The organism is Vibrio scophthalmi LMG 19158 (assembly GCF_000222585.1).
In the GTDB taxonomy this organism is placed as follows: Bacteria; Pseudomonadota; Gammaproteobacteria; order Enterobacterales; family Vibrionaceae; genus Vibrio; species Vibrio scophthalmi.
Window position 1 is genome coordinate 13,584 of the sequence record NZ_AFWE01000196.1, and the last position, 13,863, is coordinate 27,446.

Annotated in this window: 14 protein-coding genes; 2 read left to right on the plus strand and 12 right to left on the minus strand. The window is 45.3% G+C overall.

Features of this window, described 5'->3' with window-relative positions; all coding sequences use genetic code 11:
- Window positions 1-54 precede the first annotated feature (54 nt).
- From RH88_RS16700 to RH88_RS16730, 7 genes are all read right to left on the minus strand, one after another.
- A complete protein-coding gene (locus RH88_RS16700; RefSeq protein ID WP_005598196.1) occupies window positions 55-963 on the minus strand; it encodes an aldo/keto reductase in 909 nt (302 codons plus the stop codon).
- 297 nt (window positions 964-1,260) lie between these two features.
- Entirely contained in the window at window positions 1,261-2,313 is a 1,053-nt protein-coding gene (aroG, locus tag RH88_RS16705) for a 3-deoxy-7-phosphoheptulonate synthase AroG (RefSeq protein WP_005598197.1), read from the minus strand.
- Window positions 2,314-2,706: 393 nt separating this feature from the next.
- Window positions 2,707-3,108 (minus strand): VanZ family protein, encoded by a 402-nt coding sequence (locus RH88_RS16710; protein WP_005598199.1) that lies wholly within the window; start codon window positions 3,106-3,108, stop codon window positions 2,707-2,709.
- A 113-nt stretch (window positions 3,109-3,221) separates the two neighbouring features.
- Window positions 3,222-4,118 carry a heme o synthase gene (gene cyoE / locus RH88_RS16715; protein WP_005598200.1) on the minus strand — a complete coding sequence of 299 codons (897 nt, stop codon included), beginning with the start codon at window positions 4,116-4,118 and terminating at the stop codon, window positions 3,222-3,224.
- Window positions 4,111-5,205, minus strand: coding sequence for a COX15/CtaA family protein (locus tag RH88_RS16720; RefSeq protein WP_005598202.1), 1,095 nt, complete (start codon window positions 5,203-5,205; stop codon window positions 4,111-4,113). The genes cyoE and RH88_RS16720 overlap by 8 nt, the downstream gene beginning before the upstream one ends.
- A 9-nt stretch (window positions 5,206-5,214) precedes the next feature.
- Entirely contained in the window at window positions 5,215-5,763 is a 549-nt protein-coding gene (locus tag RH88_RS16725) for a hypothetical protein (RefSeq protein ID WP_005598204.1), read from the minus strand.
- A gap of 24 nt (window positions 5,764-5,787) precedes the next feature.
- A complete protein-coding gene (locus tag RH88_RS16730) occupies window positions 5,788-6,555 on the minus strand; it encodes an SURF1 family protein (protein ID WP_005598206.1) in 768 nt (255 codons plus the stop codon).
- On the opposite strand from RH88_RS16730, the gene RH88_RS16735 reads away from it, so the two are divergent.
- Complete coding sequence (locus tag RH88_RS16735) at window positions 6,545-6,781, plus strand: DUF2909 domain-containing protein (RefSeq protein WP_005598209.1); 237 nt, start codon at window positions 6,545-6,547, stop codon at window positions 6,779-6,781. The genes RH88_RS16730 and RH88_RS16735 overlap by 11 nt on opposite strands.
- 82 nt (window positions 6,782-6,863) lie before the next feature.
- Here RH88_RS16735 and RH88_RS16740 read toward each other — a convergent pair whose 3' ends face one another.
- From RH88_RS16740 to coxB, 4 genes are all read right to left on the minus strand, one after another.
- On the minus strand, window positions 6,864-7,748 hold the full coding sequence (locus RH88_RS16740; protein ID WP_005598212.1) for a cytochrome c oxidase subunit 3: 885 nt from the start codon (window positions 7,746-7,748) through the stop codon (window positions 6,864-6,866).
- Between the two features lie 64 nt (window positions 7,749-7,812).
- Window positions 7,813-8,454 (minus strand): cytochrome c oxidase assembly protein, encoded by a 642-nt coding sequence (locus RH88_RS16745; protein WP_005598214.1) that lies wholly within the window; start codon window positions 8,452-8,454, stop codon window positions 7,813-7,815.
- Window positions 8,455-8,464: 10 nt separating this feature from the next.
- The gene (ctaD, locus tag RH88_RS16750; RefSeq protein ID WP_005598216.1) at window positions 8,465-10,105 is read right to left on the minus strand and encodes a cytochrome c oxidase subunit I; all 1,641 of its coding nucleotides are present in this window, start codon (window positions 10,103-10,105) and stop codon (window positions 8,465-8,467) included.
- Window positions 10,102-11,265 (minus strand): cytochrome c oxidase subunit II, encoded by a 1,164-nt coding sequence (gene coxB / locus RH88_RS16755; protein ID WP_081467388.1) that lies wholly within the window; start codon window positions 11,263-11,265, stop codon window positions 10,102-10,104. The genes ctaD and coxB overlap by 4 nt, the downstream gene beginning before the upstream one ends.
- 337 nt (window positions 11,266-11,602) lie before the next feature.
- Here coxB and RH88_RS16760 point away from each other — a divergent pair, with 337 nt between their 5' ends.
- Complete coding sequence (locus RH88_RS16760; protein WP_005598222.1) at window positions 11,603-13,306, plus strand: phospho-sugar mutase; 1,704 nt, start codon at window positions 11,603-11,605, stop codon at window positions 13,304-13,306.
- 88 nt (window positions 13,307-13,394) lie between these two features.
- On the opposite strand, the gene RH88_RS16765 is transcribed toward RH88_RS16760, so the two are convergent.
- Complete coding sequence (locus RH88_RS16765; RefSeq protein WP_005598224.1) at window positions 13,395-13,814, minus strand: GNAT family N-acetyltransferase; 420 nt, start codon at window positions 13,812-13,814, stop codon at window positions 13,395-13,397.
- Between the last annotated feature and the right edge of the window lie 49 nt (window positions 13,815-13,863).

Here is a 13,863-nt window from a genome sequence, read left to right on the forward strand (position 1 = left end):
CGCCAAAAAAAGCCAACCTTGTGGTTGGCTTATACGTTTTCTATTCCATCAGGCTTAGGCAACACCATGACCTTTAGAAGCCACCCAAATGCGATACCATTGTTCACGAGTCAATTCGATTGATAGAGAATTCACGGCGCTTTCTACGCGCTCAATCTTACCCGAACCAATAATTGCCAGCGGTTTTGAGGGTAGGCGTCGTACCCATGCATAAATCACTTGTTCAATCGACTGCGCACCAACTTCTACACGAATCGCTTCGAGCTCAGCTCGAACACGTTTTGCTTGTTCGGATTGGCCAGTAAACAACTCCCCACCAGCAAGGCATGACCACGCCATCGGTCTTACGCGCTTCATTTGTAGTTGATCTAGCGTACCATCATGAGCAACATCAAAATTCAGTGGATTAATTTCGACTTGGTTCGTCACTAGTGGCTTGTGCGTTCGCGACTCAAGCAGATCAAACTGACTTGGCGTAAAATTAGAGACACCGAAGTATTTTACCTTACCAACTTTATGCAGTTCAGAAAAAACCTCAGCAACTTCATCCGCATCCATCAATACATCTGGACGATGAATCAATAATAAATCGATGTGATCAACATTGAGGCGAGACAACGAATTATTCACCGACTCATGAATATGCGCCGAGCTGGTATCATAATGATTCACTTTACGTTGCGGATGTTTTGCACCACACAACTGAATGTCGCACTTAGTGACAATTTGAATTTGCTCGCGAACAGACGGATCCAACTTCATCGCTTCGCCAAACAACTGCTCACACTCATAGCCACCATAAATATCTGCATGATCAACAGTCGTGATCCCTAAATCTATGTGCTGCTTTAAAAACGTCAAACGTTGTTGAGGCGTCATGCCCCACTCCGCTAGTCGCCAGTAACCTTGTACCAGTTCTGAAAGCTCCGGACCTTGTGGGCCAACTACCACTTTAGACACCATCTCTATCACTCCTAAATTATCCTGCCACTAGGCTAAGCTGCTTTGAATAAATGCTCAATGCGAACCCGAGTAGAGCGCCTGATAATTACCAGTTTTGGGTCAACCGCCACACTTTTCTTACTCCAACGCTATGACTACATCAAATAGACACATCGCTTGAAAGCTACCGATAAGTGTAGAGGATGAAATCATAAGCACAGAAACTAAATGTTTTCCTAAATCTAGCTTCTACCAAAACAAACAGACAGCATAAAAAAAGCTCCTACAGATAGGAGCTTTTTCATTTAAAATGAGTGGCTAGGCGTTACGACGCTGTTTCACTGCCTGAGCGAGCTGACGCAGCACTTGTTCAGTGTCACCCCAGTTAATACAACCATCGGTAATCGATTGGCCATAAGTCGCGGCTTTACCATCAATAAGGTCTTGGCGCCCCTCAACCAAATGAGATTCAATCATCACACCAAAAATGGCATCTTCACCTGCCGCTAGCTGGCCTGCCACATCTTCAGCAACCACCATCTGGCGCTTATACTCTTTTGAGCTATTGGCATGGCTAAAGTCAATCATCACTTTCTGCGGCAAACCTGATGCTTCAAGCTCTTGCTTAATTGCACTCACATGCTCTGCGCTGTAGTTCGGCTCTTTACCGCCACGTAAAATGATGTGGCAATCTGGGTTTCCACTGGTCTCAATGATCGCCGAGTGACCAAACTTCGTCACTGATAGGAAATGGTGAGAAGCGCCAGCGGAGCGAATCGCATCTGAGGCGATTTTGATGTTGCCATCAGTACCATTCTTAAAGCCAACTGGACACGATAGGCCCGATGATAACTCACGGTGAACCTGAGATTCCGTGGTACGAGCACCAATTGCACCCCAGCTGATTAAATCGCCAACGTATTGCGGCGTAATCATGTCTAGGAACTCACTTGCCGTTGGAATACCAAGATCAGTTAAATCGAGTAGCAACTTACGGCCAATACGCAGTCCATCGTTGATTTTGAAGGTATCATTCAAGTATGGGTCGTTAATCAAACCTTTCCAACCCACCGTTGTACGTGGTTTTTCAAAGTAAACTCGCATAACCACTTCAAGGTCTTCACTCAGTTCATCACGCAGTACTTTCAGCTTCTTGCCATACTCTAGCGCCGCTTCAGTATCGTGAATCGAACATGGACCGACAATAACCAATAGACGATCGTCAGTGCCCTTTAAAATATTTGAAATTGATTCGCGTGAACGAAATGTTGTAGAAGAAGCGGTTTCTGTTGCCGGAAATTTTTCTAATACAGCTACCGGTGGTAATAACTCTTTTACTTTGTGAATTCGTACATCATCTGTTTGAAACATCGCTACTTCTTCCTGTTTATTTCGAGTGATTGGCATTATTACGTGCTTGCCGATTCGACCCTTTACGTTCCTGTTCCTTGTAACTTATCTATCAAAAACAAACCTTGCAACCATTATTTTATTTAAAAGGCAATATTTCTGCACATTTTAAACTTTACAGCTAATGTAAATAAAAGATTACACCCGTTATCAAAGATAAGAAACTAAGGAAAATCTAATCAAAAATTAATTAAATTCAAAGAATTATAAAAATAACTTTTTAAGCTTCTCGCAAGATTCAGAGCAGATTCAACAAAAACTACTAGATACGTCATCCTAAAGCAGGTTCAATCTGAAAGGGATTATGAGATCTGTGAACGCGGTAAGGTCACAAATTCTCGACTGAATAGGCGATCAATTAGACTGAGTTGCCAAATAGAGGCGATAGACAGCACTACCCAATAAAAGCCCGGAAATATTAATCAAAAAATCTTGCCATGAAAATTCTCTCAACGGGCTAACGGCTTGAAAAGCCTCATCTGCTGAGACGAGACAGAGCATTAAGATCAACAGCGGGGGGAAGCGAAATAAGGCGTTACGAAAATAGTATTTTGGGGTCGCCCAACAGGCTATAAATCCCAATAAAAATGAGAGGATACTGTGCAGAGCCCAATCACCACCAAGCAATACTTCAACTTCTCGTACGCTGTTGCCATGCACATTAAACGTCTTCGCCATTGACGCTAAACCGCCAAGCAATACGACAACCATGAGCAGTACCACTCGGCGATTAAAATATAAAGGACGTTTATTCATGCTTGCTGTTCTAAGGGGTCATGCTGTCTGGATGATGAAAATACGACCAGCATACGTGAACCCCTCGTGATATCAAAGGTCATTTTGTTGATTTTTGGTTATTTTTTATATCGTTAAGTAATGTAGTGATCGACCAACAGTAAAACAAAAAGCAGCATCAGATGGTAAATAGAGAACTTAAAAGTCTCGATGGCTGTTTTCTCTGTTGGCTGGTATTTCAACTTCCAAGCATAACCAATAAAGCCTGCACTCAACACAATGGAGCCTATCCAATAAAGTGGACCACTCATCCCAACCAAAGCGGGCAATAAACACACTAAGGCCAATAAAATGGTGTAAAGCAAGATAGAGGTTTTGGTGTATTCAATCCCATGAGTCACTGGCAGCATAGGAATATCGGCTTTGGCATAATCATCTCGGCGATGGATGGCGAGCGCCCAAAAGTGTGGCGGCGTCCAGATAAAAATGATCATCACGAGCAGCCAAGCATGGCTATGTAGCTCCCCCGTCACCGCGCTCCAACCCAACAACGGTGGCATTGCCCCTGCAATCCCAGCGATGACAATATTTTGTGGCGTCGCACGTTTCAAATACATGGTGTAAACCACTGCATAGCCCAAAAGACTGGCAAACGTCAGCCAAGCCGTTAGCGGATTAACGGTAAACAGTAATATCATAAACCCCGCAACACCGAGGGTAGTGGCAAATCCCGCCACACGCATCGGTGACATCTCCCCTTGTGGTAAAGGGCGGCGGTGCGTTCGAGCCATCACGGCATCAATACGACGATCAATTAAATGATTGAAAGCTGCCGCCGAAGAAGCCATTAAGCCAATGCCCAGCATTCCTAATATACTTTGCTGCAAAGGCAGGGAACCCGGCATAGCCAAACACATTCCAACTAGCGCCGTTAGTAGCATCAACATCACCACTTTTGGCTTGGTTAATGCGAGGTAACTACGCCACACGGCTTTGCTCTGGCTGTATTCATAACTTAGAGATTTACTCATGGTAGGCCTCCTTGCCAACACGCATACCTAGTGCAGAAGTTTTTGGGGTTGATTGCCACAATAAATGATTAATATAAAGTACATTAAGTAAAAGCAATGCGGCTCCGAGATTGTGAGCAACCGCAACCACGATGGGTAAGCTAAAGACAACATTACTGATCCCCAACATAAGCTGTAGCGCCAGCAATCCTGTTAACCACTTAGCTTGGTGCTGACAGGGCAAACTTTCCTGTTTGAATAACTGCCAAATCAAACTAATCAATACGAGACTAACGACCATTGCACCAAAGCGATGCATGACATGAATCGTCATTCTTGCACCATAATCTAACGTACCAAACTCATAGCTCTCTTGTGACGGTTGGATGAGCTGAAAAGCGGTGCTGAAATCCAAATAATCACGCCATTGTCCTTGGCATATCGGCAGTTCGGTACACATTAAGGCGGCATAATTGGAGGATGTCCAACCACCAAGCGCAATTTGCATTACCAGCAGTATTAAAGCCAACACGGCAATGATTTTTATCACACTAGAATTAGGCGATATCCGTTGCTTGGTATTATGCACAAGATGGCCGACATTGGGCTCAGGCTCTTGTTCTAGTGCGGAATGTGAGCATTCACTTGCTCGAACCTGCCAATACAACAAAGCCAATAAGCTAAACAGTGTAAAGCCGCCAAGTAAGTGTCCCATCACCACTAAAGGCATCAACTTCATCGTGACTGTCCACATTCCGAGTAGAGCTTGGAATACGACCACGACACTGATCAAAACAGGCAACACTCGGCCCACTTGTTTTTGCACAATAGCGATAACTGAAATGGCAAAGACCAATAAACCAAGCGAACCTGCAAAATATCGATGGATCATTTCCAGCCATGCTTTATCCGTCTCGACAGTTAAAGCAGGAAAAAGATGGTTGGCTTGAGCAATTTCCAGCTCACTATTGGGTACGCTAAGCAGACCATAACAACCGGGCCAATCTGGGCAGCCTAGTCCGGCATCCGCTAGACGAGTATAAGCACCTAAAAGAATGACGATAAACGTCAGCAGCAAACTCAGTTGTAACATGCGTTTTAATAGCATAGAGCCTCCTTAACCCACCCGAGATAACTTGAGTAGTTTTCTCAGATCAGCCAGTAATCCTTTACTTTGAGCCACTAAATGGTCTTGCGAATCCACCTTTGGGTAGCGCATGACGAGCTGACCTCTTGGGTCAACAATCACATATTCAAAACTGTCCACCACTTGCCCAAATGCGCTGTTGATCGTAAGTGTTGACAAACCAATGTCCTGAAGCGCTTGTTGATCACTACGCTCGCGAACCAGCACGACAGGCTCAACCCGCTGTTGATATTTTCCTAAGGCAGTATGGCTTTGTTTCAGTAGATAGAGTTGTTCTAGGCAGAGCGAGTCGCATACTTCTGGCATCACATAGGCCAATTGCCAACGCTGACCAACATAGGGATTCTCAACACCAAGGCTCGCATAACTGGTGGAGGGTTCAATTAACGTACCTTTATTAGTCACGCCAGCCGTGTACCACTGCTGCTGTAGAATCAACTTGGCTAATAGTGCAGGCAAAGCAAACACGAAAATAAGTGCCAATAACATGATGCGACCGCGAGTAACTGATGCTTTCATTTGCTCTCCTTAGCTCGATGACAATCAAGGTAAATCGTTGACCACTTTTCGCTTTGACTTCACTGCCAACGACAGCCAAATAAGCGCTAATATTGCCAATGCTACTGCCATGGCAAACCACTGCACCGCATAACCAATATGTTTTCCTGCACTCATTGGCAGTGGGTTCCACGGCTGTGGGTAATCCCACTGCTGATCAATCGATTGTGGTTGAACGACAAACCTCTCAATTGGGTATTGCCAAAGGCGGCTTAACGCAGCGATGTTCAAATTTTGAATACGCACTGGCAAGGTATCCTCAGCCATCAATGCGTCACTGAGCGGGTTGTTTGAACGTACATACAATCGCCCTTCCCCTTGATACCTCTCATCCAACCAATTGACTTCAGGCAGTATTGAACGGTTCACACCCGCAGGAATAAAGCCTCGTTCAAGTAATACATAACGCCCTTGTGCCGTTTTCATCAACTGAATCGCCAAATAGCCCACATTGCCCTCAAATACTTGGTTATCTAGCAATAAGTATTTTCCATGTAGTGGCGTCACAAGAACGTCCACTCTTTGCCCGGTCAAATAGCTCTCTTGGCTAGGCTGTACATCGTCTAATGGCAGAAGAGTTTGCCACTGCTTGCTATCAAGCTCTTGCTGTATCGCCTGTTTCTGCTCAGCCCGATTTAATTGCCATAATCCCAAGTTGACCAATATCGATATCGCAACCACAGTTAAGATAAGCGCCAACCAAAACGACGGTTGTTTTATTAACTCACTTAAGGACAACGCTATGGTTTTCATCTTCAAATTACTGCTTGTGGTACTACTGCTTTTTATCATCGCCAACCTCGCCAAAGCCTTAATTGAGATGGTTAAATCGCCCAATGAAGACGAAGCAAACGAATCTGATCAGCCTCCTATGAGTCACTATCTAGGTCAACGTCTCGTTCTCTCCGCCCTAGCGGTGGTGTTACTCATTGTGGCTTTACTTACCGGCATCATCGAAGCCAATATCCGTCCTTATTAGCAATGCCAACCATTGATTAAACACACTCTCAATCCAGCTCTATTCACCCATCGTTTTGATATTTGAGAACGATGGGTTCTCGCTAAAGCACGTAGACAAAGATGAACAAACACAACCACACCACATCAACAAAGTGCCAATACCAACTCCCGGCCTGAAACGCGAAATGATCTTTCGGAGTAAAGTGATCTTTCGCAACCCGAGCCAACAAGATGATCAAGAAAATGGTGCCTAAACAGACATGCAAACCATGAAAGCCGGTTAATAAGAAAAAGGTATTGCCGTAAATTCCTGCATCTAACGTCAAGCCCAGCTCTTCATACGCATGAATGTATTCCGCCGCCTGAAAATATAGAAAGAAGAATGCCAATACGATGGTAATTTCGAGCCACACTATCAACGCCATGCGCTTGTTACGCTCTAAACTGACGTGCGCCATATGCAAAGTGACGGAAGATAACAGCAGGATCAGCGTATTTTTTAGCGGAATACCTGCCCAGCCCATAGCCATGGTTGTCGTACCATCTGGTGTCGTGGTCAATGGCCATATTGCCTCAAACGCCGGCCACAGCACTTCATGAGTCATCGCATTATTACTTGCTCCAGCAAGCCAAGGAACCGAGATCAAACGTGCATAAAACAGTGCCCCGAAAAATGCACCAAAAAACATGATTTCCGAGAAGATAAACCAGCTCATTCCCTGACGAAACGAGCGTGATATTTGCGCAGAATAGAGACCGGTCATCGACTCAGTAATCATGTTACTGAACCACCTTGCTAAGACGTAGAGCAGAAAAAGAAAGCCAAAACCCAATATAATTTTTGAAAAGAGACTCGCACTGCCACCCTCTGCCATGGTTTGCACCGTCAACCCTGCCCCTAGCGCAATCAAAAACAAGGCGATGGCTGCCACGATCGGCCAGGTACTTTGTGCCGGTACATAATATGATTGAGGTTTAGAGCTCATGCTGTTTCTCCTTGTAAGCCACGAGTTTCGCGGTTGTGGCATGCTTCTGACCAAGCATTTGTGTTCAGTTACCCTGCAAATTATTGTCGCGCATTGTTTGTTTAGTCATATCGCGTGATGCCGGAGCCTCAATTTTCGCCACTTGTTTGCTCTTCTTATTTTGTGCAGCCGTGATGTCATAAAGCGTGTAAGAGAGCGTTAAGGTATGAATCGATTGAGGTATATCTCGTTCTATGTAGAAAATCAGCGGCATGTCCACGCCACTTTGGGCATCAAGCGGTTGCTTGTTAAAACAAAAACACTCCACTTTGTTAAAGTAGCTTGCCCCCATTCCGGGAGAAACCGAGGGGACGGCTTGGCCAATCACCGTTTGATCGGAACGATTAAATGCATAGTAAGAGGTTTGAATTACCTCCCCAGGATGTACATCCATGCTCATAACTTGAGGTTTAAACTCCCACGGCATGGTCGGATTAGGGTGAGCAATAAACTCAACTCGAATCGTGCGCGACGTATCAGGTGTTAACGCAGCGGGTTGCTCCACAGCCTCACGATTAGTTTTGCCATTGATGCCAAGTGCATCGCACATAATGTCGTACAACGGCACTAATGCGAAACCAAAGCCAAACATCGCTATCGTGGCGACCAACAACTTAGCCGTTAAGGTTTTGTTCGCTTTGCGTTGAATATGCTCTTGTTCATCCATGATCATCACCTCAATCTATTTTAGGCGGCGTCGAAAAGGTATGGTGAGGAGCAGGGCTTGGAACGGTCCATTCCAAGCCTTCCGCCCGTTCCCATGGCTTCGCAGGGGCTTTTTCTCCACCACGAATGCATTTAATGACAACCCACAAGAACAACAACTGTGATAAACCAAATGCAAAACCGCCAATCGAGACAATTTGGTTCACATCGGCAAACTGAATCGCATAATCTGGGATCCGTCTTGGCATCCCCGCCAACCCCAGAAAGTGCATCGGGAAGAACAACACATTGACCGAGATAATCGAAGTCCAAAAATGCCATAAACTTAATTTTTGGTCGTACATATGCCCAGTCCATTTAGGCAGCCAATAATAGGCCGCCGCCATGATCGAGAAGACCGCACCAGACACCAGCACATAATGAAAATGAGCCACCACAAAATAGGTATCGTGATATTGGAAGTCGGCAGGCACTATCGCCAACATCAAGCCTGAAAAACCACCGATTGTGAACAATACAATAAAGGCGATCGCGAACAGCATTGGCGTTTCAAATGTCATTGCTCCTCGCCACATGGTGGCCACCCAGTTAAAAACCTTCACCCCTGTTGGTACGGCGATCAACATGGTGCAATACATAAAGAACAGCTCGGCAAATACTGGCATCCCGGTGGTGAACATGTGGTGCGCCCAAACAAGGAACGACAACAACGCAATACTACAAGTGGCGTACACCATCGAGTGATAGCCAAAAAGCTTTTTGCCGCTAAATGCTGGGATAATCGCCGAAATAATGCCAAATGAAGGCAAAATCATGATGTACACTTCTGGATGACCGAAGAACCAGAAGATATGTTGGAACATCACTGGATCACCGCCCCCCGCCGCATCAAAGAACGAAGTACCAAAGTACTTATCCGTCAACACCATGGTGACAGCCCCCGCCAGCACCGGCATAACGGCAATCAATAAAAACGCGGTGATCAGCCATGTCCAGACAAACAACGGCATTTTGAACCATGTCATTCCTGGCGCACGCATATTAACGATCGTTACGATGACGTTTATCGCCCCCATGATCGAACTGATCCCCATAATGTGCACCGAAAAAACGAACAACGCGGTGCTATCTGGCCCGTAGGTTGTCGACAAAGGCGCATAAAATGTCCAGCCAAAATCAGGCCCACCACCCGCTGTGAACAGTGAACCAATTAAAATTGCAAACGCAAAAGGCAAGATCCAAAAGCTGAGGTTATTCATACGGGGCAATGCCATATCTGGCGCACCGATCATTAACGGAATCATCCAGTTTGCCAGCCCTGTGAAAGCAGGCATCACAGCACCAAACACCATCACTAAGCCATGCACTGTGGTCATCTGATTAAAAAACTGTGGATCAACAAGTTGCAACCCCGGCTGAAAGAGCTCTGCACGAATGATCATTGCCATTGCGCCGCCGGTGAAAAACATAATCAAACTAAACCATAGATAGAGCGTGCCGATGTCTTTATGGTTAGTAGAGTAAATCCAGCGAGCCAACCCTTTAGGTGCGTGGTGCTCTTCATGATCGAGTGCGGCAGTTGAATTTGCGCGACTCAAATCAGCATCGGCAACTGGCGATGACTTGGTTGGGTGAGGAGTCTGGGTTTTCATTGTGCCTCCTTGCCTTGGCTTTGCATCTTAAAGGCATTGATGTCCGCGGCTTGAACCACATCGCCGGTATTATTCTCAAAACCATTACGTTGATAAGTGATTACAGCGGCGATCTCTTGTTCGGTCAGTTGGTTACTAAATGATTGCATCGCGGTACCCGCAACCCCATTTACGATAGTACTGATGTGTGCATCCAAATCGCCCGTTGCCACTGCACTGCCTTTAATCGCTGGGAATGCACCAGGAATACCCTCGCCATTGGCTTGGTGACAAACCGCACATCGTTCAACATAAATCTGTTCGCCTTCCAGCATTAACGCTTCGAGAGTTAATACACTGCCTAGCGCTTGCGCCGCCTGCTCTTTGGCTAACGCTAACTGAACTTTTTGATCGGCAAGCCATGCATCGTAATCATCCTCTTCCATTGCGTGTACCACGATGGGCATAAAACCATGGGCTCGTCCGCACAACTCGGCACATTGACCGCGATACACCCCAGGTTTATCAATGCGTGTCCAAGCTTCGTTGATAAAACCAGGGATAGTGTCTTTTTTCACTGCAAAATCCGGCACCCACCAAGAGTGAATCACATCATCAGAGGTCATTAAAAAGCGAATTTTACGATTGATAGGCAACACCAACGGGTTATCGACTTCCAGTAGGTAGTGCGCTCCTTTTGCTTCAATACCATCGATTTGCTTCTGACTAGTCGCCAACAAACTAAAGAACTCCACCTCTTCACCAAAGTAACTGTAATGCCACTTCCACTGAGAGCCGGTGATTTTGACGGTAAGATCTGATTGGGTGGTATCTTCCATTGCCACTAGGGTTTTAGTGGCTGGTATCGCCATGGCGATCAAGATAATGATGGGGATGACAGTCCAAATAATTTCAACTTTGGTGCTCTCATGAAAATGTGCAGCCACCGCTCCCTTCGACTTGCGATGTTTAAAAATGGAATAAAACATCGCGCCAAAAACAATCAAGGCGATTGCGCAGCATATGTAAAAAATCAGCATATGCAGCTCATAAACCTGCCCACTGATTTGTGTCACGCCTTGCGTCATGTTTAGTACTGGCTCTTCAGCGCTTGCTGAAAATGCCGATATTGCAGCCCCGACTTTCAATGTTAGCCATAGCCATGCTGGTATTCTCTTCAAAAGAGCTCTCCTCTGCTTCTGCCCAGTCGAGCGCGAAAACGAAAGGTTCAATCACTTTTACGTAGAACATCAGAAACTCTGCTCAACGTCCATTTGCGCTTTATTCGTGCTTTCCATGCGTAATACTTAGATTACATCTCAAATGAAATTGGAAAATTAATTCATTTGAGTTCACCTAAAACTGACGCGATTTGTTATATTTATGTTAATTAATGCTAGTTATCGATTTTAAAATGTGCAAGAAAGTGCAGTGACAAAATGGTTTAGCGATTGCGCTCTCGCAAATGATAAGCAATATCACCTAAGATAAATGAAACGTCTCATATAGGTAATCACGATGACAGAACAAATGACACAATGGCTGGCACTCGATCCAGACCCAAAAACACGTGAAGAATTGCAACGTTTGATTGCTGAGAATCAACAACACGAATTAACGGACCGATTTCGTAGCCGCTTGGAGTTTGGTACCGCGGGCTTACGTGGCAAAGTGGGTTGTGGTCCTAACCGAATGAATAGATTGGTTATTCAGCAAACTGCGTGTGGACTTGGTCACTACTTACAAAGCCAATTTAGCGATGCTAATCAACGAGGAGTTGTGATTGGTTATGATGGCCGCACCGACTCAAAGCAATTTGCTCATGATACAGCCGCCGTGCTGGCACAGTTGGGTATCAAAGTTTACTTAACTCATGATGTCGCAGCAACGCCTATCGTTGCTTTTGGGGTTAATTACCTCAATACTGTCGCTGCTGTCGTTGTAACGGCTAGCCATAATCCTCCGGAATATAACGGTTTTAAGGTTTACTGGCAAAATGGTGCGCAGATCATTCCACCACACGATTCCGGCATCGCAGCTTGTATCGACGCCGTCGCTAATCAGCCAATTTCATTACTGTCACTTGAAGAGGCTCAACAGCAAGGTAAACTCGAGTGGCTTAATGATGATTACTACCAAACCTATCGGCAAACCATGAATAGCAATACTCTGCTAACTAATCATAGCCAGCCAGATGCGATTGGTATTGCTTACACAGCAATGCACGGTGTTGGCGCAAGAATGGCAGAAACCCTACTTGCGGATGCCGGCTTTAGTAAAGTTTACAGTGTAAAAGAGCAACGCGAACCTAATGGTTCCTTCCCGACGGTTAACTTCCCTAATCCCGAAGAAGCCGGTGCTATGGATATGGTGATCGCCCTTGCCAAACAACACAACGCGCAATTAGCCTGCGCCAATGATCCCGACGCTGATCGTTTTGCCGTAGCGGTTCAAAAACCCGACGGCGACTACCAAATGTTAACCGGCGATCAAGTTGGTGCACTATTTGGTCATTACTTACTCAGCAAAACAGAATCGTCCAAGCAACTGGTGGGCAACACCATCGTTTCATCTAGCCTACTCAGTAAAGTTGCCGCAGCTCATGGAGCTGAGTATTTCCAAACCTTAACTGGATTTAAATGGCTCACCAACGTCGCGATGCAAAAGCAATCTGCAGAACATCAATTCTTATTCGCTTATGAGGAAGCGCTTGGTTATACCGTCGGAAGCAAGGTGTGGGATAAAGATGGCTTATCGGCACTCGTCGCTTTCGCTCAGTTGAGTGCAGAACTTTACAGCCAAGGAAAAACGATTTGGGATCAGTTAGAAAGCCTCTATCGCCAGCATGGTATATTTGTTAATGCTCAAAGAAGCATCGCCCTAGCACCCAACACGCCACCCGTTGGCGATAAACTGCGCACGGCACCGCCAGTCGCGATTGCCGGACGTAACGTAGAGATCACCGAAGATCTTAAACACCAGCGCCGCCACTATGCTGATGGCCGTATTGAAACGATTGATTTACCGAGTAGTGATGTACTGATTTATCACCTTTCTGGAGGTGCTCGCGTTATCGTGCGACCATCAGGCACGGAGCCGAAATTGAAGTGCTACTATGAAGTGATTGAACCCATTTCGAGCAATGATGACTATTCTGCATCACTTGAAAAAGCTCAATTGTCGATGGACATGCTCATTGCAGAGCATCAACATATGATTTAAATTGACGCTAATATCGTTGAAAAAGCAAAAAAAAGCATGGTAAAACCATGCTTTTTTATATTATCAAACAGACTTAGAAGTTTTCTATCTAACCAATTCGCTTTTGCAAAAAGATTTTATCGACACCCGCCATCGGATAACCACTATAGCGACCGACTTCTTCAAAACCGAGTTTGAGGTAGAAGTCTCGCGCTTGAAATGAAAACGTATCCAAATAGATATCCGTGATACCCATTTGTTGAACTTTGCTCTCGGCTAAACTGAATACTTCTCTGCCCAGGCCTGACTTACGTTTATTCTCATCTAACCAAAAATATTTTACAAATAGGGTATTCGTATAGATTTCGCCAAACAGGCCGCCACAAAACTCACCATTATCATTGGTCGCAATACACGCCACATCGAGGCTATCTTCATGAGGGAATACTTTCATATTGAAGGCATGAAGGCCTGCATGAATTTCTTGTTTAATGCTTTCTTCAGGATCGATCAAAAAGTCTATCTGCATATTCTATCCTCAATTCAGAGTACCACTGCTCTATTATGCGGTCGTCACC